The 18,165-nt window shown below is 37.7% G+C and carries 34 protein-coding genes; 26 read left to right on the forward strand and 8 right to left on the reverse strand.

All coding sequences use genetic code 11. The features are described from left to right. Positions 1-12 precede the first annotated feature (12 nt). From JZO76_RS07130 to JZO76_RS07140, 3 genes are read left to right on the forward strand one after another with little or no spacing between them, the layout of a single operon-like run. Entirely contained in the window at positions 13-582 is a 570-nt protein-coding gene (locus JZO76_RS07130; protein ID WP_206903435.1) for a GNAT family N-acetyltransferase, read from the forward strand. A 60-nt stretch (positions 583-642) separates the two neighbouring features. After that, positions 643-1,044 (forward strand): iron-sulfur cluster biosynthesis family protein, encoded by a 402-nt coding sequence (locus tag JZO76_RS07135; RefSeq protein WP_206903436.1) that lies wholly within the window; start codon positions 643-645, stop codon positions 1,042-1,044. Continuing rightward, entirely contained in the window at positions 1,022-1,918 is an 897-nt protein-coding gene (locus JZO76_RS07140) for a metallophosphoesterase (RefSeq protein ID WP_206903437.1), read from the forward strand. The genes JZO76_RS07135 and JZO76_RS07140 overlap by 23 nt, the downstream gene beginning before the upstream one ends. Before the next feature lie 75 nt (positions 1,919-1,993). On the opposite strand, the gene JZO76_RS07145 is transcribed toward JZO76_RS07140, so the two are convergent. After that, the gene (locus JZO76_RS07145) at positions 1,994-2,725 is read right to left on the reverse strand and encodes an MIP/aquaporin family protein (protein ID WP_206903438.1); all 732 of its coding nucleotides are present in this window, start codon (positions 2,723-2,725) and stop codon (positions 1,994-1,996) included. A 288-nt stretch (positions 2,726-3,013) separates the two neighbouring features. Here JZO76_RS07145 and JZO76_RS07150 point away from each other — a divergent pair, with 288 nt between their 5' ends. Next, positions 3,014-3,286, forward strand: coding sequence for an HU family DNA-binding protein (locus JZO76_RS07150; RefSeq protein ID WP_206903439.1), 273 nt, complete (start codon positions 3,014-3,016; stop codon positions 3,284-3,286). Positions 3,287-3,374: 88 nt separating this feature from the next. Here JZO76_RS07150 and JZO76_RS07155 read toward each other — a convergent pair whose 3' ends face one another. After that, complete coding sequence (locus JZO76_RS07155) at positions 3,375-4,526, reverse strand: tyrosine-type recombinase/integrase (RefSeq protein ID WP_206903440.1); 1,152 nt, start codon at positions 4,524-4,526, stop codon at positions 3,375-3,377. Positions 4,527-4,689: 163 nt separating this feature from the next. On the opposite strand from JZO76_RS07155, the gene JZO76_RS07160 reads away from it, so the two are divergent. After that, positions 4,690-4,875 (forward strand): hypothetical protein, encoded by a 186-nt coding sequence (locus JZO76_RS07160; protein WP_206903441.1) that lies wholly within the window; start codon positions 4,690-4,692, stop codon positions 4,873-4,875. On the opposite strand, the gene JZO76_RS07165 is transcribed toward JZO76_RS07160, so the two are convergent. After that, the gene (locus JZO76_RS07165) at positions 4,865-5,353 is read right to left on the reverse strand and encodes a hypothetical protein (RefSeq protein WP_206903442.1); all 489 of its coding nucleotides are present in this window, start codon (positions 5,351-5,353) and stop codon (positions 4,865-4,867) included. The two genes, JZO76_RS07160 and JZO76_RS07165, sit on opposite strands and share 11 nt — an antisense overlap. A 16-nt stretch (positions 5,354-5,369) precedes the next feature. Between JZO76_RS07165 and JZO76_RS07170 the strand changes: the two genes are divergently transcribed. Next, positions 5,370-5,615 (forward strand): 2-hydroxymuconic semialdehyde hydrolase, encoded by a 246-nt coding sequence (locus JZO76_RS07170; protein WP_206903443.1) that lies wholly within the window; start codon positions 5,370-5,372, stop codon positions 5,613-5,615. Positions 5,616-5,647: 32 nt separating this feature from the next. On the opposite strand, the gene JZO76_RS07175 is transcribed toward JZO76_RS07170, so the two are convergent. The 3 genes from JZO76_RS07175 to JZO76_RS07185 form a co-directional block, all read right to left on the reverse strand. Further along, a complete protein-coding gene (locus tag JZO76_RS07175) occupies positions 5,648-6,136 on the reverse strand; it encodes a hypothetical protein (protein ID WP_206903444.1) in 489 nt (162 codons plus the stop codon). A gap of 117 nt (positions 6,137-6,253) precedes the next feature. Beyond that, complete coding sequence (locus JZO76_RS07180) at positions 6,254-7,072, reverse strand: SHOCT domain-containing protein (RefSeq protein ID WP_206903445.1); 819 nt, start codon at positions 7,070-7,072, stop codon at positions 6,254-6,256. Positions 7,073-7,159: 87 nt separating this feature from the next. Then, positions 7,160-7,807, reverse strand: coding sequence for a LexA family transcriptional regulator (locus JZO76_RS07185; RefSeq protein WP_242595810.1), 648 nt, complete (start codon positions 7,805-7,807; stop codon positions 7,160-7,162). Positions 7,808-7,999: 192 nt separating this feature from the next. On the opposite strand from JZO76_RS07185, the gene JZO76_RS07190 reads away from it, so the two are divergent. From JZO76_RS07190 to JZO76_RS07205, 4 genes are read left to right on the forward strand one after another with little or no spacing between them, the layout of a single operon-like run. Then, on the forward strand, positions 8,000-8,215 hold the full coding sequence (locus JZO76_RS07190) for a helix-turn-helix domain-containing protein (protein WP_206903446.1): 216 nt from the start codon (positions 8,000-8,002) through the stop codon (positions 8,213-8,215). Further along, entirely contained in the window at positions 8,212-8,838 is a 627-nt protein-coding gene (locus JZO76_RS07195; RefSeq protein WP_206903447.1) for a BRO-N domain-containing protein, read from the forward strand. The genes JZO76_RS07190 and JZO76_RS07195 overlap by 4 nt, the downstream gene beginning before the upstream one ends. 15 nt (positions 8,839-8,853) lie before the next feature. Continuing rightward, on the forward strand, positions 8,854-9,006 hold the full coding sequence (locus JZO76_RS07200) for a hypothetical protein (protein ID WP_202621241.1): 153 nt from the start codon (positions 8,854-8,856) through the stop codon (positions 9,004-9,006). Between the two features lie 15 nt (positions 9,007-9,021). Continuing rightward, complete coding sequence (locus JZO76_RS07205) at positions 9,022-9,177, forward strand: hypothetical protein (protein ID WP_206903448.1); 156 nt, start codon at positions 9,022-9,024, stop codon at positions 9,175-9,177. Here JZO76_RS07205 and JZO76_RS07210 read toward each other — a convergent pair. Beyond that, the gene (locus tag JZO76_RS07210) at positions 9,158-9,409 is read right to left on the reverse strand and encodes a hypothetical protein (protein WP_206903449.1); all 252 of its coding nucleotides are present in this window, start codon (positions 9,407-9,409) and stop codon (positions 9,158-9,160) included. The genes JZO76_RS07205 and JZO76_RS07210 overlap by 20 nt on opposite strands. An 87-nt stretch (positions 9,410-9,496) precedes the next feature. Here JZO76_RS07210 and JZO76_RS07215 point away from each other — a divergent pair, with 87 nt between their 5' ends. Both JZO76_RS07215 and JZO76_RS07220 read left to right on the forward strand, forming a co-directional pair. Beyond that, positions 9,497-9,787 carry a hypothetical protein gene (locus JZO76_RS07215; protein ID WP_206903450.1) on the forward strand — a complete coding sequence of 97 codons (291 nt, stop codon included), beginning with the start codon at positions 9,497-9,499 and terminating at the stop codon, positions 9,785-9,787. A gap of 64 nt (positions 9,788-9,851) precedes the next feature. Next, positions 9,852-10,064 (forward strand): hypothetical protein, encoded by a 213-nt coding sequence (locus JZO76_RS07220; RefSeq protein WP_016172320.1) that lies wholly within the window; start codon positions 9,852-9,854, stop codon positions 10,062-10,064. A 21-nt stretch (positions 10,065-10,085) separates the two neighbouring features. On the opposite strand, the gene JZO76_RS07225 is transcribed toward JZO76_RS07220, so the two are convergent. Next, positions 10,086-10,268, reverse strand: a complete 183-nt coding sequence (locus JZO76_RS07225; protein WP_206903451.1) for an acylaminoacyl-peptidase — start codon at positions 10,266-10,268, stop codon at positions 10,086-10,088. Between the two features lie 94 nt (positions 10,269-10,362). Here JZO76_RS07225 and JZO76_RS07230 point away from each other — a divergent pair, with 94 nt between their 5' ends. The 14 genes from JZO76_RS07230 to JZO76_RS07295 all read left to right on the forward strand — a co-directional run bounded on the left by JZO76_RS07230 (position 10,363) and on the right by JZO76_RS07295 (position 18,161). Next, positions 10,363-10,536, forward strand: coding sequence for a hypothetical protein (locus JZO76_RS07230; protein WP_242595811.1), 174 nt, complete (start codon positions 10,363-10,365; stop codon positions 10,534-10,536). A 12-nt stretch (positions 10,537-10,548) separates the two neighbouring features. Then, entirely contained in the window at positions 10,549-11,259 is a 711-nt protein-coding gene (locus JZO76_RS07235; RefSeq protein ID WP_206903453.1) for a Rha family transcriptional regulator, read from the forward strand. Beyond that, positions 11,252-11,416, forward strand: a complete 165-nt coding sequence (locus JZO76_RS07240; RefSeq protein ID WP_016171559.1) for a hypothetical protein — start codon at positions 11,252-11,254, stop codon at positions 11,414-11,416. Before JZO76_RS07235 ends, JZO76_RS07240 begins: the two co-directional genes overlap by 8 nt. A gap of 1 nt (position 11,417) precedes the next feature. Beyond that, positions 11,418-12,152: an ERF family protein gene (locus JZO76_RS07245; RefSeq protein ID WP_206903454.1), complete on the forward strand. Its 735-nt coding sequence runs from the start codon at positions 11,418-11,420 to the stop codon at positions 12,150-12,152. Further along, positions 12,149-13,126 (forward strand): DUF1351 domain-containing protein, encoded by a 978-nt coding sequence (locus JZO76_RS07250; protein WP_206903455.1) that lies wholly within the window; start codon positions 12,149-12,151, stop codon positions 13,124-13,126. The genes JZO76_RS07245 and JZO76_RS07250 overlap by 4 nt, the downstream gene beginning before the upstream one ends. Further along, positions 13,123-13,764 (forward strand): putative HNHc nuclease, encoded by a 642-nt coding sequence (locus tag JZO76_RS07255; protein WP_206903456.1) that lies wholly within the window; start codon positions 13,123-13,125, stop codon positions 13,762-13,764. The genes JZO76_RS07250 and JZO76_RS07255 overlap by 4 nt, the downstream gene beginning before the upstream one ends. Position 13,765: 1 nt before the next feature. Continuing rightward, entirely contained in the window at positions 13,766-14,569 is an 804-nt protein-coding gene (locus tag JZO76_RS07260) for a replisome organizer (RefSeq protein ID WP_206903457.1), read from the forward strand. Further along, on the forward strand, positions 14,566-15,051 hold the full coding sequence (gene ssb, locus JZO76_RS07265) for a single-stranded DNA-binding protein (RefSeq protein ID WP_206903458.1): 486 nt from the start codon (positions 14,566-14,568) through the stop codon (positions 15,049-15,051). Before JZO76_RS07260 ends, ssb begins: the two co-directional genes overlap by 4 nt. Positions 15,052-15,063: 12 nt before the next feature. Then, a complete protein-coding gene (locus tag JZO76_RS07270; RefSeq protein ID WP_206903459.1) occupies positions 15,064-15,552 on the forward strand; it encodes a hypothetical protein in 489 nt (162 codons plus the stop codon). Positions 15,553-15,800: 248 nt separating this feature from the next. After that, positions 15,801-16,619: a DNA-methyltransferase gene (locus JZO76_RS07275; RefSeq protein WP_206903460.1), complete on the forward strand. Its 819-nt coding sequence runs from the start codon at positions 15,801-15,803 to the stop codon at positions 16,617-16,619. Between the two features lie 57 nt (positions 16,620-16,676). Continuing rightward, a complete protein-coding gene (locus JZO76_RS07280; protein ID WP_206903461.1) occupies positions 16,677-17,201 on the forward strand; it encodes a hypothetical protein in 525 nt (174 codons plus the stop codon). Continuing rightward, positions 17,198-17,476: a hypothetical protein gene (locus tag JZO76_RS07285; protein WP_206903462.1), complete on the forward strand. Its 279-nt coding sequence runs from the start codon at positions 17,198-17,200 to the stop codon at positions 17,474-17,476. The genes JZO76_RS07280 and JZO76_RS07285 overlap by 4 nt, the downstream gene beginning before the upstream one ends. Next, a complete protein-coding gene (locus JZO76_RS07290; RefSeq protein ID WP_206903463.1) occupies positions 17,473-17,820 on the forward strand; it encodes a hypothetical protein in 348 nt (115 codons plus the stop codon). Before JZO76_RS07285 ends, JZO76_RS07290 begins: the two co-directional genes overlap by 4 nt. Further along, positions 17,820-18,161: a hypothetical protein gene (locus tag JZO76_RS07295; protein ID WP_206903464.1), complete on the forward strand. Its 342-nt coding sequence runs from the start codon at positions 17,820-17,822 to the stop codon at positions 18,159-18,161. The genes JZO76_RS07290 and JZO76_RS07295 overlap by 1 nt, the downstream gene beginning before the upstream one ends. Positions 18,162-18,165 lie beyond the last annotated feature (4 nt).

The raw sequence follows: 18,165 nt of genomic DNA on the forward strand, positions 1-18,165 counted from the left end.
TAGAGGTGTAAAATGGAAGAATTCGTTAATATTCCTTTGACATTCGCTGAAAATACCGTATTGGAGACCAATCGTTTACGATTACGACCGCTTAAAATAACGGATGCAAAAGATATGTATGAATACGCAAGTGACGAAGAAACAACCCGCTATGTTTTTCAAACCCATCGCAGTTTAGAAGATAGTAAATTTGCTATTGCCAACTATTTTATGGCAGATCCCCTAGGAAAGTATGCCATTGAGGAAAAAAAGAGCGGTAAAATGATTGGTACAATCGATCTACGGGTGGAAGCTAATTATGGTCGAGGCGAGCTAGGGTATACGTTAAATAAAGCTTATTGGGGGCAAGGTTTAATGCCAGAAGCGGCTTTTGCTTTACTCGTTTTAGGTTTTGATAAAATGAAGTTAGTCGCAATTAGTGCCTATCATAATTTGGAAAATGCTAAATCTGGGCGTGTGATGGAAAAGATAGGGATGAAAAAAGTTGCCGAAATCAAAAGCAGTCGCCTATGGAAAGGCGAGCTAATTGATGAGGCTTTGTATCTGATTACTGCTGCCGATTGGCAAAAACGCGTCATGTAAGCTGGGCTAGTAAAATATACAATAGTTAAAAAAACAGATATTTTGAAAGGAAATGATAATATGAAACTTTCAATTGATACTGAAGTTGTGAAATTAATCCGTGATAAAATGCAGCCAGGTGATTTAGTTTACCTCGATTTTGAAGATGGAGATGGCCCTTTTGCTAACACCGGTCTTAGCTGTCGCTTGGATTTAAGTTTTCGGATCATTATCACGCCAGCTGATTATCCTGCGGTGGGACTAGATGTCTACAACGAGACCTTAATAACAGATATTGGACCGCTAAAAATTAAAAAAAGCTCCGAACGGTATTTGGAAGAAAATACGCGTCTAGCGGTAAATCAAACACTCCAGACATTGCAATTAAAAGGAGATAGTGGGATTTTAGCGGATAATATTCCTATCTTACGAATTGATAAAGTGATTGCAGGTGGTAATGATGGGAAAATTAGCGGTTGTTAGTGATCTTCATGCAGATATCAATCGTTTTACAACGGAAGATTTAGCACAGTTATTGTCCGTTTTAAAAGAAAAAAAAGCAGATCGGCTCCATTTTGCCGGTGATTTGGCCAACAAAGTGGAAAAAGCACAAGCAATTGTCGCCTATTTTGAGCAATACTTACCGACTACTTTTAATTGGGGCAATCATGAAATGGCAGATTTAACTGCTGCAGAAATTGAAGATTACCCCAATCCAGCTTTTTTAAATCAGAAAGCTTTAGCTTTAAATCAAAAAACAGTTTTAGTGGGCTATAATGGGTGGTATGACTATCGTTTTTCAACGCTAAAAGATAAAGAAAAAATCGAAGCGATCAAGCGGCTTTATTGGTATGACCGCGTGATTAAACGAGAAGAAAGTGATCAAAAAGTAGATGCGCAATTGCAAAAACGTTTAAAAAAATTATTAGATGCTTTAAAAAAAGCCGATAAAAAAGTCATTTTAGCAACGCATTTTGTTCCTAAAAAGGAATTTATTGTCTATCAAACAGATCCCAAATTAAAACGTTGGAACGAGTTAAACGCTTTTTTGGGTTCAGAAAAATTAGGAGAGCTTTTAGATCACTATGATAATCTTGAACAAGTGGTTTTTGGGCATACCCATCGTCGCTTTGATGATAAAAAAATAAATGGGACACGCTATAGCTGCCGTCCTTTTGGCTACTTTTTTGAATGGCAGCTGACACGAGAGTTTGTTTTAGAAAATCAATTAGTGGAAGAATACAACCCGATGAAATTGCGAGGCGTATTAAAAGCTCATGAAGCCCAGTTTAAAGAATATCAAAAGCAACATTTAAAAAGCGAATTTGAACAAGCCGTCACCATGATTGACTATTAAAAAAGTAGTACCAAAACAGCCTGATAAAGGGCCTTTTGGTACTACTTTTTATTTGTTGTAATGATTCAAGTAAGATTATAAAAATAAACCTTTGTATAATAAAATTGCAACGATACTTGCTAAAATTGGTGCTAAAACGGGTACCCAGGCATAGTCCCACTGGGAAGAACCTTTATATTTTAAAGGTAAAATACTGTGAAGAATTCGAGGCCCTAAATCACGAGCAGGGTTTAAACCAGGCCCTGTTGGTCCACCTAATGACGCAACCAAGGTCCAAACTAGAAAACCTAAAGCAAAATGAGCAGTTCCTAAATTATTTTGGAAAAATGGTGCTTTGGTAATTCCGATCGCTCCAAAGAATAAAATAAATGAACCAAAAAACTCATTTACAAAACCGTTTAATTTTGAACCAACACTGTTAATCGTTGAAAATGTTCCCAAAACATGATTGGTATCTTCTGTTTGATCGTAGTATGGTTTATAACACGCTACGACGATTAATTGTCCCACAATGGCACCAAGCATTTGCGCTACGATATATGGCAAAACTTCGCTCCAAGGGAACATGCCGGCAACAGCTAAACCAATTGAAAAAGCTGGGTTGATATGGTTACCGCTGATAGAGCCAAACATCATGGCAGGGATCATAACCCCACACCCATAACCAACAGCAATTAACATCCAGTCACTGCCGTACCCTTTTGTTCCTTTCAAGTCGACGTTTGCAACAGCGCCGTTACCTAGCATAATTAAAAAAGCTGTACCGACAAATTCGGCTGCTAGGCGTGTCATTAGTGAATAATCCAAATAAAAAACCTCCTCAAATTTTTGTTTGCGTTTAAAATAAGTGCAAAAAAGTAAGCTAAAAAACTCAAACATTACTATAAAAACAGATTTTATTTAAAAAGACAAATGATAACACTTCTGATAATTTCTGAAAAAATGCTGTTACATTATTATTAAGATTATTACAATTATTTTAATAGTAATCATAGAAAGTGTTTTCTATTGCGTCATATCAAGGGTTTTGCTAGAATAAAAGACAAGGATTGAATAACATCCTAATTATTTTATTCCGAGTAGGAGGAATTATTAATGAACAAAGCAGATTTAATTTCAGCTGTTGCTGAAAAATCAGGGGTTACAAAAAAAGACGCGACTGCTGTCTTGGCTGCCATCATCGATACTGTTGAAACAACATTGAAGTCAGAAGAAAGCGTACAAATTATGGGCTTTGGTACTTTTGAAACACGTAAACGTGCTGCACGTAAAGGTCGCAACCCACAAACTGGTGAAGAAATCGAAATTCCAGCATCTGTTACACCAGCTTTTAAACCAGGCAAACAATTAAAAGACGCTGTAAAATAAAACTGCTTTAGGAAGCCTGTAATATCGGGCTTCCTTCTTTATTTATCATCAATACATAATCTAAAAGGGGCAATAAAGGGGCAACTTGTCAAAGCCCTATCTCTGTAAGCTTGGATGTAATGTCTGCTTTCATCTGTTTGGTGACGTGAGTATAGATTTTAGTCGTGATGTCAGAATCCTCGTGGCCGACGCGCTCCATGATTGCTGTAAGTTGTATGCCGTTTTCTGCTAATAGGGATACGTGCGTGTGGCGGAAGATGTGCGAAGTTAGCGTTTTGTGTGCAAGACCTACACGCTCCCCAGCTCTTACTAGCGCACGATTAAATGATGAGTATATCATTGGTGTGCCGTTTTTGGTGACAAATACATACTCACCTGGCAAGTAGCCGTTGCGTGTCAGACTGTCTAATTTATTTTCGTCGATTGATCTCTCCACCAGATTAATACATCTTGGTGTCAGGTTGATTGTCCGATTACTCATCAGTGTTTTTGGAGGGCCTTTCCTAGCTGCACGAAATCCGTTCCCGTAGTCTATTGTCCCGGTGATAGACGCGCTAGAAAAGTCTTCGCTAAAGTCTTCCGGCGTCAATATGACGGCTTCTCCTATTCGGCATCCTGTTAAATACATAAATTCTGCAAGCCTACCCACACGATAGGTAGAGGGCCTGCGGTAGAGTTCTTTAATTAGTTTTTCAGCCTCGTCTTTTTCTAAGTATTTATTTTCAATTTTTTCCCGAGCTGCATCATCTTTTTTTGAGTAGGAAATTTGTACTTTATCAAGAGGGTTTTCTTTGATATAACCCATACGATACGCATATTTAAACACGCTATTTAGTTGAGACTTGATACTTGATACATAATCATTTGAGTAGTCTAAGCCATCAAAAAAAGTTTGAAAGAGTTTAGTATCCGCATTTTTTGCCAACGTCTCTTTGTCGATTTTTTTAAAGATGATCTTCTGTTGGGCCTTGTATGCACGTATAGTAGAGGGCCGTATCCGATGCACTTTTTGATGGTGACTAAACCACTCTTCCACAAGATTGTGGAGGTTGATATCGGACAAGGTGGCCATCTCTTCGGCTTTGCCAATTTTCTCATCAAGTAATTTCTGTGCTTTTTTCTGCGCTTGCTTACTGTCGCTAGTCAGTATCACCGACTTACGTTTGTACTTTTCCGTATACGGGTCCTTGTAGCGCTCAATATATTTAAATCTACCGTCTGCTAATGTCTCAATCCACATTGTTTATCACTCCTATTTTTGATAAAATAGGCATAGCTAAATAAGCCTATTATAGGTCTTTATTTTTTGCACATCCTTTTAGCTTGCAGGCGGGGGTGTGTTTTTATATTTATGATGATATAATTGGTTGTAGATAAAACCAACCAATTAGGAGGCGAGATAAATGACTGAAACAACCTTGACTGTTAAGGAATTAATTGAAGAACTATCAAAACTAGAACAAGATATGCCAATAATTTTTGCTCCCTGCGGGTGGTATGAAACCGAGTTATTCAAAGACGAAATAATTGAACACGCAATTATTTCATATTCAACTTATAATGGGCATCACTACAAATTTACGATTTAAACCAATCAAACGCGTTTTCAATCAGTTCTCGGTATGTTAGGAAAATCACCTTATTTTTTCTGGAGAAACTGGTGTTAAAGTGTTTTAGAATAGGCTCTTCCCACCAGATGTCATAATCACATTTTTTGCCAAATGGAGGTTCTTCGTAGCAAATTGGAAAATACACTGGAACAGGTTTAGTGTGTAGCGGTCTTTTTATTGCATCTATAAAGATTGGTCCAGTATACATATCCATTAGATTTATATTTTCGGGAGCGTATGATATAAATGACTTCTTGTCAACGTCAACTAATTCAATTAGAATCGTCCCGCGCCGTTGATGATAAAATAGAGTACGTAAATAAGGCGCAGCCATTTTTATTCTCGAAGGTTTGCCAGAATCATATAGCTTGCACGCCTCACAAATAAAATCGAGTTGTTCATGAAAAGCGTCTATCAATTGGTCTTCAGTTTTAGGAATTCGAGATGTATTTGACATTAGGGAGGTCTCCTTTATGAACGAAAATTATATATTGCCGGTAAACAATCTAGATGATGTTTGGGAACTGCATGAAACAGAAACATTCTACTCAGTTTTCTGTGCAGACAAAAATATAGACGTTGAGATGCTCCGCCACTTAATTGATGGAGGCGCGCTAATCGATGTAAGCGATGGAGAATATATTCATTGGCTTCAATTGACTGACGAAGCAAAACTATGGATGCAAAACGTTATAAAATCAGACGGATTAAAGAGTTAAGAAACCCACAGCCACGCTATCATGTGGGGTTGCTACTCTATCCCTATTTCATCATTAATGATTTCTTCCATCTCTTTATAATCGTCATAATTATAGACAATCAATTTAGAAAATCCAGTTATATAAGAATCGATACCACTAAAGATATAATCAGTTTCTTCTGATGTCATAGGGCGTTTTTCTTCATTTGCTCTTTTGACACTTGATAGAACGCTATACTCATTTTCATTTGAAATCAGTAAAGTTTCTATTTGATCGTATAGGTCGTTGTTTGTATCTATTTTCTCGAATTCATCTAATAGGCTAATCGCATCGCTTGTAACCTCCACATCATCGTAATCTGATGAATTATTGAATTCGCTCAAAGAAGATAATAATTTTGTAATCTTTTTTTCTACTCGTTCAATGTTGTTAACGTGTTGTTCTTCGACTTCTACACCTTGATACTTTATTGTATCAACCGAAGAACACGCTGTTAGCAACAAAATTCCAATCAACAAACTTAACGCCACTTTTTTCATTTCTGCCCCTCATTTCTGATATAATAATTGTATACAGTGAACCTCAGAAATGAGTAACCTCATTCATTTTGGTAAGCACGCCTGTCTGTGGAGGAGGGGCGTGTTTTTTATTTGCTATTAAATGCCTAACAATTCTTTCTTTTTAGCGTCAAACTCTTCTTGCGTTAAGATACCAGCATCTAATAATTCTTTGTACTGTCTAATCTCTTCGATTGGTGAGACAGCTTCAGCTTCGTAATTGATTTCTGGCTCGACTGATATTTTTTCGTTAGCCATTTGTTGCTCGGGTCTTTCCATGGCTATTGCTTCAGAAGTAAAACGCAGGGCATTTATCTCTTTTGCAATCGAAGTGTTACATTTAATTGATTCTCGCTTAACTCGTTTATCGTCTTTTTCGACAAAGACAAGATAGGCAGTTGTATCAATTTCTTCTTGAGTTGATGTGGTTTCCGATTTTCTATTCACGTCAGTTTTCTTTTTTCCAGAAGCGCCAACTGCTGCGCCTACTATAGTCCCTGCTGGTCCAAATAGTGACCCGACTGCTGCGCCACCTAAAGTACTTCCTTTTTTCCCTTTTTGCTTATCTTGTCCTGTGGTTACAGTAGTAGAGGTTACTTTATATTGAGGACCTGACCACTCAAAACCAACCAAATAATATCGTTCGCCGGTTAATGATTTAGAAAAGCTAAAATAGTAATAGCCGCGTTCATCAGTGAAAAACTTTAAACCGCCTATTTTGTGTTGTTTATGTTTTTTCAGCGTTAATTCATCATCGTGTTTTTGTTTGTATTCAGCAGGAGTAGTATTAGGGCGCTTTTCATTGAAAAACGCTAATTCTTCTGTTGTTAATTCTTCACCTCGATATACCTTAGCGATAATGTCATTGTCCTTTTTGAAATCCGAGCCAACTTTTTTAATCTTGTCAAATAATCCCAATTCATTTCCCTCATTTCTTTGATATAATATTTTTATCTTATCTTTATAAACCCTTGCCACAGTTCGCCGCTGTGACAGGGATTATTTTTATAATACGACTACGCCATAGATTTTAAAATCATCTGTATCAGATATTGATATATCTTCGTACTTTTTATTTAAACTCACGAGCTTGTTGCCTGATAGCTTTTTAACAAACGCTTCATTATTTACCCGGCAGACGATTATCTGACCGTCACGCACGTCTGACGTGCCTTTAATAAAGATAACTTGTCCATCTTCAAAAAGTGGGAGCATTGAATCACCGTTTACCTTAACAGCGAAATCATGTTCGGGTATCATGCCTTCGTAACTTACTTCGTCCACAATTTCATCTTCTAGCCATTCACCCGTACCGGCAGATACATATCCTCGAATTTCGATTGTAATTTTCGGACGTTTATTTTGTTCTCTTAATTGATATTCTGCAAAATTGTAAACTTTCGCTTGGCGTTTTTGATCGAGTTGGTTATAGATGGTGAAGATTGATTGGGTATTATCTAAACTCATTAAATCTTCCGCTTTCATGTTTAAACCGTCAGCAATTTTGATAACATTTTCTACTTTAGCATTCATCACGCCTCTCTGTAGGATTGAGCGAACGGTTGTGTACGGTAAATCTATTTTTTCAGCAAAAGTTTTTACATTCCCAAACTTAACTTCTATTATTTCTTTCAAATTATCTTCTATATTCATCATGCCACCTCCTTCCATGAATCTATTGTAACATACGATTTTTCGTATATCAATAAAAATAGTTGTGGGAAATATGAATTTTCGTATTGACTCGATACGAATTTTCGCATATACTTAAATCAAGGCAAGCGACATTGCCTTAAAAAAATATCTCACGATACGAATTTTCGTATCGAAAGAAGGTGAGGATAAATGTTGAACAATTTAGAAGAAGTTAGAAAAGAAAAAAATGTTTCGCTGGTAGATATGGCTGATTTGTTAGGCGTTAAATACCAGACTATAAGAGAAAAAATTAACGGAGAATCTGATTTTAAATTTGGAGAAGCGTTAGCTATTCAAGAAAGATTTTTTCCAGAATATGAAATCAAGTTTTTGTTCACTCGAAAAAAAGAGGAGGTTAACCAATGAAAACAGAAAACTGGAATGGTCACGAGATACGATTCGTCAGTGTTAATGATGAATGGTGGGCAGTGGCGAAGGATGTTGCGGAATCGTTAGGTCTTAAACAGGTTACTAGAGCCATTCACTCTTTGCCAAAAGATGGGGTTACTACTAGTAAGGTCATCGATTCATTGGGCAGAACACAAGACGTAAACATCATCAACGAAAAAAATATTTACCGTATGGCATTCAAAAGCCGTAAAAAAGAAGCCGAGGCATTTCAAGATTGGATTTTCGATATCATCAAAGAGCTACGCCAGTCCACAGGTCTAGAAGGCTTCCAAGTGTTCCGCATGCTAGACAAGGAGCATCAGAAATCAGCTATGCAGAATCTAAAAAAGTCATTACGGAACCCAGTGCGAGTCGACTTTATCAAAGCAAACGTCATTGCGAATAAAGCCGTATCAAATAAGCACGGTTTCCCAAAAATGATTAAGAAGGCAGAGATGACGCCAGACATGTTGGTGGAGCGCCAAGAAATTTTAGATAGCACAGTAGAGCTTATGGGAATCAAAGACCGATATGGATTGAAGCTATCCGTAAGCGAAGAAATATATGCAAGTTTGGAACCGCAAGAGCAGATGGCTTAAAAAGGAGGTTAAACAATGAACGCACAAAAACTAGAAGTGACAATCACCGGCATCGATGAAGCGACCCAAAAGGTTGAGCGATACGTTGAATTATTAAAAGAAGCCAAAACGTTGGCAGACGAATTGGCTTCGGTGAATTTTGAAATTACTTCTTCGGTTCAAAAGTAGAAAGGAGGGCTAACCATGGAACTAATCATCAAAGCAACACCAGAAGAAATAGCAAAATTGCTCCAAGCTATTGCGAGTAGCGAGGAGCAACCAAGAAGAAAACATCATGAATCAAAATTAGACTATGATCCACAGACGGGTGAAGGAAAGCTTATTCCTCAAATGAAATAATTACTTTCTTACTTCTGACTGGAATTGTCTGGTTGAATTTACGGTTTGAATAGATGTTTAAAAATTCAGCGTCACGAGTAACGCATATCACAGTATCATCTTCAAACTCTTGAAGAACCATATCATGATTAACGGTAAATACTGTACGAGTCTTAGCTGGCAACTCAACTTTGAATTCATTTGCAAACTCAACAGGCAATTCAGATTGAAAATCTAACTTATAGTCTTTCATAAATTTCACCCCCTTATCAGTTATTTCAGCAGACCACTTGCTGATAAGGAAATTATACCAAAAACAATCTATAAAGGAGGACTAACCATGCAACCAACCCTAAAAGAACTCATCCATAGTGTTGAGTCAAAACAAGTCGCTGCCGAGTGGGACCGTCCAGAAGAACTGATGATAAGGTTCAATGGGCTGAAAAAGTCCACACTCTACGACTATCTAAAAGAGATGGACAGCATTCCGGAATTTAAACAAGGAATCATGCGCCCAGGTGTGACGTTCATCCACATTGGCACGTTTATCTGGTATCTGCGGTGGAAGGACGCTAGCCGGTATCGGTCGAAAAAACCGACACCAAGTGAGGTGCTGAAATGTACTGGCTAATCGGCGGCCTGGTAGTCGCGTTGATAGCAGCAGCGGCCATGATCGTGGAGAGGAGGGGGAACGAATGAAACGAAAGATTTTAGCGCAATTTGAAGAGCTTAACGAATTGGTTGATTCCGAAATCAAGAGTATCGCAAGCCAATTATTAGCAGAATGTCAAACTTACGACGAAGCCGTCGAGACTTTGAATGATTATTATCACAGCAATTTTAAGCTAGATGACTATGTGTATTCCGAAATTCACAAAAAAATGATTGCACAAGCCATAAAAAAATAGCTTGCACAATCAACTTACTGTCTAACGGATGCCTTGTCTACGCAAGTCTTGGCGGTCTTGGCGTTGGATTTCTTGTCGAACATTATCGACATGTTGGCGATCTTTAGAATAGGCTTTCAAAATTTCTTCCAGTGCAAGTGAAAGTTCTTTTGATTGTTCTATCCCATTTTTAGACAGAATTTCTTCAATGCGTTCGGAATTCATATTTTCACCTCGCTTTCTAAAGTGAGTATATCAAAGAAAGGTTAGATAAAAAAACCAGAAATAAGGTGAAAACATGACAAAACATAAATGCTCAATGTTAATACTATTTACAGTTGTCGTAGCCATGGTTACAGCTATGTTTAGCTGGTTAGGAAGTATCAACTTAAATATAACGCTAATTGTGATTGTGATTATTGCGGCTTTAATTGTATCTGCATTGATTGGCTATCGCATGCATATTGTTGATGTTGAGAAGGGGATTTATTAGGAAGGGGTTAGTTTGATGGAATTAGTAACTATGAAGGAAAAACAGGCTGTAACTTCTAGCCTTCAAGTCGCAGAAAGCTTCGATAAAAATCATAAAGATGTTTTAGAAGCCTATGACAACTTAATGAAGCAGGGGGTGGCGGAAAATTCCGCAGACCTATTCTGGGAAGATAAGTATCAACACCCTCAAAATAAACAATATTATCGCGTGATTTATATGAATCGGGATGGATTTTCATTACTTGCTATGGGTTTTACAGGAAAAAAAGCAACACAATTTAAATTAAAGTATATAGATGCTTTTAATGAGATGGAACAAGTCATTCGTCGTTCAACAGTTCCCGCCACAATCGAAGATATGATGATTTATCAATTAGAAGAAATGAAGGAAGTAAAAGCTGATGTATCGATGTTAAAAGATACAATGCGTATCAGTGGTCAGCAAGAATATGAAATTAACCAAAAAGGAAAATTAAAAGTTGTTGAAGTGCTAGGTGGTAAGGAATCGGCAGCATACTCAAAAATTGGTAAAAAATTATTTTCTAAATTTTGGTCAGAGTTCAAACGTCATTTTATGGTTCCACGATACGGCGAGCTACCTCGTTTGAAATTTGATGATGCAATTGAATTTATTGATTTATGGTTACCTTCAACAGAATTGAGATTAGAAATCAATCAGTTGAATCGCCAACAAAAACTATTTGAAGGTGATTTTAATGAATAGAGCAGAAGCTTTAAAGATTGGAAAAATAATCGCTGACCGTTGGTGGCGAGCAAACTACTTAACGATTAAAACGCGTCAAAATATCGAGCGCATGAAAAAAGCGACTCCGCCGGGAAGCAATGAGTCGCAAACAAAAATACCTATAAGGAGATTATAGCATGGATGATGTCAAAAACGAAGTAAGTAAAAATAGCGTCACGAAAAATCTAATACAAAAGTTAGCAGAAATTACAAATGAAATTGAAAGAATTCCCAAAAATGGGCATAACGATTTCCATAATTATGACTACGCTTTGGAAAGTGATATTAAGGATGTTGTTCGACCTTTACTAGTTGCACAGAATCTTTTTATGTTATCTGATGAAAAATCGCGATCTGTAACAGAAATCAAGACACAAAAAGGTACACAGCAATTAGTTACCCTTGAAATCGAATATACGATATTTGATGGTGACGCAGGGGAGACAATAAAATTTACTGGATTTGGCGATGGGCAAGATGCTGGTGATAAAGCAGTGTATAAAGCTAAAACTGGTGCACTTAAATACGCATTGACTTCTCTGTTTCTAATTCCGACAGGAGATGACCCAGAAACCGAAGGAAAGAAGCCGTTACAGCCACCTAAAACTATTGATGAAGAACAAATAAAAACATTAGAAGATTTAATTCACACTGTAGCAACAATGTCTAACTCTAATCCGGCTCAAGTTTTAGGCCAATTAAAAGCTGAATCTGGATTTACTAAGACGATTAACAAAATGACGGAAGCTGATTTTGGTGTAGCTTTACAAATTTTACAAAAATGGAAAAAAGGATATGCGAATCGCTTAAATAACCAGCAGAAAGAACCTAATACGAACACTAATCAAATTCCATGGGGGCAAAAACAATGACAGAAAATCCATTAGCATTGCAAGATATGCAATTTGAGGTGAGTTACACACCTTCAAAAATCACAATTGAAAATGAAGAACTATTGGAACGTTTAATTGAACAAACGACTGACCATTACAACAATCAAGTTTTTAAGTTTGATGAAGAAAATGTCGCAGAAGCAAAACAAGCCAAAGCCGATTTAAATAAAATTGCCAAATTGATTGATGACCGTAGAAAAGAAATTAAAGCTGATTATTCGCAGCCTTTGAATATCTTTGAAGAAAAAATGAAGCGTTATGTTGAACGTATCAAAGTAGTATCTGATGACATCAATTCAGGTATCAAACTTTTTGACGAATCGGAAAAAGCAGTTCGACTAGAAAAAGTAAAAAATGAGATGGTAAAAATTGCTGAACCATTAAACATTGAACCTGACACCATCGAAATTAGTACGACATGGTTAAATAAATCATCGTTCACCACAAAAGGTGAAGTTAAAGGGAAAATTCTTGATGAAATTCATGACAAGATGAAGATTGTTGCAATGCAAAGAAGTCAGATAGCTTCTGATAAGGCAACTATTACCGATTATGCTGAAATCGCGGGATTAGATCCGTATGCATGGTCAGGTTTGATTGACCAAGGATGGTCCGTAGCAGATGTTCGTGAAAAGATTAAACAATCTGTGGAAGATAAACGTCTAAAGGAACAAGCCGAATTTGAAGCGCAACAAAAGCAGGCAGAGTATGAAGCCGCTATGGAAAAAATGCAACGAGAGCAAGCCTTAGAAACTGATAACGGACTGGTCGACCCAGAAACTGGCGAGATAATAATTGGTAATGAACCAGAGCCAGAGAAGCATCAAAATACTTATTTTGATGATAGTCCAACAATGACCGTTACGTTGCAACTAACAGGTACTCAAAACCAATTGAGTGCGTTGAATAATTATCTTATCGAAAATGGCATTGAAGTGGTGCCGGTGCAATGATGGGGAAATTGCTATCCGCGGATGGCAGAAAAATAACAATTGAACTTGAAGAAGCATTCAATCAAGAATACTTACATCTATTATCCAACGGAGAGGATAACTATTTGGAAGTAGCTGCATTAGATAATCGAGGAATCTCCGCTAAACAAAATGCGCTATCCCACGCCTTAATCGCTGATGTGGCGCGTTGGCAAGGTGAGTATCCTTATTGGTCAAAGATAGATTTGAAATACTACTATGAGGCGTTAAGCGGCGTCTGGTTTGAACATCATAAAGCGACTAAATCTGACGCAAAAAAATGGATTGATTTTTTAATAGAGTTTGTTATTTCAAATAACGTTCCACTTCCTAAAGTTTATAACTATTTGCTAGATGAAAATTCATGGTTTTATCAATGTTTAAAATATCGCCGTTGCTGCATTTGTATGGAGCAAGCAGATATAGCACATGTGGATGCTGTTGGTATGGGTAGAAACAGGAGAAAGATTGATCATTCTGATTTTAGATTTATGGCGTTATGCCGGTACCATCATACAGAACAGCACACAATAGGATTAACTGACTTCTTTAAAAAGTATCGCATTATTCTCGTGAAATTGAATGATGAAGAAAGAAAAAAATTAAGAATAGGTGGATGATATGGCACAAAGAAGAATGTTTAGTAAAAAAATAACGGATACTGACCAATTTTTAGATATGCCTATGTCTGCCCAAGCTTTGTATTTTCATCTAAATATGGAAGCAGACGACGATGGATTTTTGGGTAATGCTAAGACTGTTAGAAGAAAAGTAGGCGCCAGTGAAGATGATATGAAGCTACTGATGGCAAAGCAATTTATTATCCCGTTTGAAGATAGCGGTGTAGTCGTGATTAAAGATTGGAAAATTCATAATTATATCCGAAAAGACACTTATAACGAAACGATGTACAGCGCAGAAAAAGCTTTATTGGAACAGGATAGTAACGGTTCGTATACTGTCCGTCGACGGATTGTGGACGAACCGTCACCACAGGTTAGGTTAGGTAAGGATAGGTTAGGTAAGGTTAGAGATAGAAAAGATATTGCGCCTTCGGAGGAACCTCCGAAAGCTAAACCTGTTCGTCACAAATATGGCGAATATAAAAATGTCCTTTTAACAGATCAAGACATGGAGAAACTGCAAACTGAGTTCCCAAGCGACTGGCAAGACCGTATTGAACGACTGTCGAGTTATATCGCATCAACTGGCAAGACCTATAAAAATCATCTTGCAACAATTAGAAATTGGGCGAGAAAAGATAAGGCGCAGCCTAAGCCGCAGCAAGCCTATGGACAACCAGTCAAACGTGAGGAAATGCCGAATTGGGACGCGCAAACGACCGCAAGTAGTCCATCTCGAAAAGCGGAAATAGAAAAAATGATGGAAGAATTCTTTACAGATAACGAGGAGGAAAACAGATGATTAACAACGTAGTTCTAGTCGGGCGCCTAACTAAAGACCCTGACCTCAAATATACAGGAAACGGTCAAGCAGTCGCGACCTTTACTTTAGCAGTAAATCGTAATTTCACGAACCAAAGCGGTGAGCGTGAAGCAGATTTTATCAATTGCGTAATCTGGCGTAAACCAGCTGAAACTTTAGCAAATTATGCCCGCAAAGGAACGCTGCTAGGTGTTACCGGCCGTATTCAAACGCGGAATTATGAAAATCAGCAAGGTCAGCGCGTATACGTGACAGAAGTTGTTGCGGAGAATTTTCAGTTGCTAGAAAGCAAAAATAGTAATTCTAGCCAAAATACACGCGATACAGGCGTTTCGAATAATCAAACGAATAATTACACTCGAAACAACCAAAACGCCTCACAGACGAATTTAGGCGTAAATCCGATGAATGACTTTGGAGCTACGACAATCGACATCAATGATGACGATTTGCCATTTTGAGGTGACTAGCCAATGACAATAGCAGAACAAAAACGACAAATAATCATTCAACAGTGCCTAACGCTTGATAGTGACTTGTCAGAAAATGACAAGAAAAATAAGCTATCTGCGTTATTTAAAGAATTTCAACGTTTAAAGCGGTTAGAAATGAAACTGAAGAAGCCTAAAACTAAAAAAACAATAGATATGTCTGTACGTATGACAGATATCGATACAGGAGAAGAACGATTCTTTGAATCAATGATTGCGGCAGCTATGTTTTTGGATAAAAGTGCCAGCGTTTTTAATAAAGAGATACGAAAAAATAATGGAATTGTACAAGGATACAAATACGAACGCAGGAACAAGAAATATCGCTATCAAAAAGGCAACCGCAGAATTGAAGGCTCTATACCTGAGATTGCCAGACGTTTAGAAGTCGGAGAGATGTATATACGTGCTTTGAATACACAACCTACTAAAAATATATCCGTCGTCGAAATTGACAGGTGGAAGGATTAGGGAGATTGAGTGACTGACGCTATTGGAGTATCGGGCGTAGGTTACACAGCGTTCTACAAAAGCGTGCATGATGGGACGAGAGTTACAAAAGACGAGTATAAAGGTTGGAAATTTGAGAGGGTGGAAAATTGATGAACGAACTTATCAAAAATATCGAACAATGGTCGATTGACCGAAATATCCAAGTGGGACGGCCACAGAAAGAAGCAGACTTAGACGGTGGCTTTGGGAGTACGGGGGTGTAGGAGATGTCAAAAATAAAATGTGAACTGTACCATGACAATTTCCAAAACAGAAAAAAATACAACATACCTAAAGCGCAACTTGTGATAGCTGATATCCCTTACAACTTAGGTAATAACGCTTATGCAAGTAACCCTAGTTGGTATGTTGGTGGAGATAATAAAAAAGGTGAATCTAAGAAAGCTAATAAACAATTCTTTCCAAGCGATAAGAATTTTAACTTAGTAGAATATTTTCACTTTTGTAGTAAGTTACTTATTCCAGAACCTAAAGAAAAAGGGAAAGCTCCTGCAATGATTATGTTTTGTTCGTTTGAACAAATGGCACCATTGATTGAAGTAGCTAAAAAATATGGTTTTAAAAATAGTTATCCATTATTTTTTATCAAGAAAACAAGTTCTCAAGCTTTAAAAGCTAATATGCGAATCGTGGGAGCTACAGAATATGCAGTTGTGTTTTACAGGGATAAGCTACCTAAATTTAATAATGACTGGAAACAGAAAGAAGAAGGTAAGAAAATGATTCTTAATTGGTTTGAGTGGCAGCGGGATAGTGTTAAAGAGATACCTAAAATACATCCTACGCAGAAACCAGTTAATTTATTAGAACAGTTAATCAAGACCTTTACGGATCCGGGAGATGTTGTAATCGATCCGTGTGCTGGGAGCGGTACGACTTTATTAGCCGCCAAAAAGAATGGGCGACACTCTTACGGGTTTGAGATATACAGACCTTTTTATAAAAGAGCGATCGAGGAAATGTTACCAATTGGTGGCGAGCACGAGCGCCAAATGGATATTTTTGAATGCATGACGGATAGCTGAGTGGTCTGTGCGGAAAATGCACGAACCATAGACCGCAAATTTAAAGGAGGACCAAAAATGAATAAGCAAGAATTTATTGAAAAGCTCAAGATGCACGGAGCATGGTGCACAGACTGCCATGATATCAATGGAGAAAAAGATAGGTACGTGAAATTTGCCAAAGTCAGAGAACTGCTTGAGCAGATTGACGAACCGCAAGCCGAGAAGGTGGAAGTGCCACCGATGATCGACAAATTCATTAAAGATCATACAGACCCTATCTTTGAAATCTGTGCGTGGTCTGATCATTATGGCAATGATGGTAGAACTTGCGACGATCCTGAATTATCTGTGGTTTTAGATTGGTATGGGAATAACACTACAGAATTTTATGAAGCTGTTGTCAACGGCTACACCGTTAAGTCGAAGCGGTGGGTGGTTAAAAAGGGAAAAGACTGCGTATTAACCAGTTTTACTTTCTTTGACGAAAAAATTGTCAATTATGACTCTAACAGTTACGGAAAAAATTATATATATTTCACCGACAAATCCAAAGCCGAGGCGGTCGCTACGTTGGTTGAGGGGAGTGTGGAGGAAATTTGAATCCCGATGTTTATGACGAAATGAAACGATTAACAGACGAACTCATCGATCTAAGCGAAAAGAACGGACTAGCTTGCTTGGTGTCTTTTGAAACTAAAATACCAGACACGGGCTATGTAAGCTTTGTGGGGACAGTAGATAAATTAGGCTACACAGTTAATTTTATGGAACGGTCATTGGAAGGCAAAACTCGCTACTCGATGAGAGCCATCAAGGAGAAGGGATATCAATATGGATATTACCAATCTAAAAGGATTGAGGAGGTAGCGGAATGAAATGCGTTGTATCTAAGTTTAATGATGACGGTAGCATTTATCCAGTTTATGAATGCGAAGACGAAGAGGAAGCGATGAAAATGGCGTATGCGTGTAATGGCGTGTACGAAAATGTCTCTCCCTCTCTCACCGACGATCAGCAGGTCGTGTTGGAGTGGCTGAAAGAAAAAATGACCTTAACTGATATAGAGCCTATTGAATTAATCTGGCGCCTTAAAGTTAACTCAACTAAATCAGGCTATCGAGATATGCCAGTCTATAAGAGCTACAGACGTTTGACACCAGCACAACAATTCCAAGTCCTCGCTGCGTTTGCGGAATGGGGAAGCAAGGGGGACGAATGATGAGGTTTAACGATGGCTTAACATTATTTAGTTTGTTGGATGGGGACAATAACGACACTAGGAACAACATTTTGAAGTCGCTTTATATATTAGAGGTGCATAAAGGGTCTGTGATATTTGAGTGTGAGCCATACGATTACGCATATAATACTAATAAAATGGATAACACGCTTGAAAAAATTTGTAGAGTTATAGATAAACGCGAAAAGGTTATTTTTAAAAAAATACAAGCGGAATGCGGGCAAGAAGTCGATTGTTTAATATTTACTTTTTATGATGATATGAGCGTTTATGCAGGCGGAACGAAAGTCATAGGCAAAAATATGACTATTAATTTTTAACAGG

Source organism: Candidatus Enterococcus myersii (assembly GCF_017316025.1).
GTDB classification, from domain to species: Bacteria; Bacillota; Bacilli; order Lactobacillales; family Enterococcaceae; genus Enterococcus_C; species Enterococcus_C montenegrensis.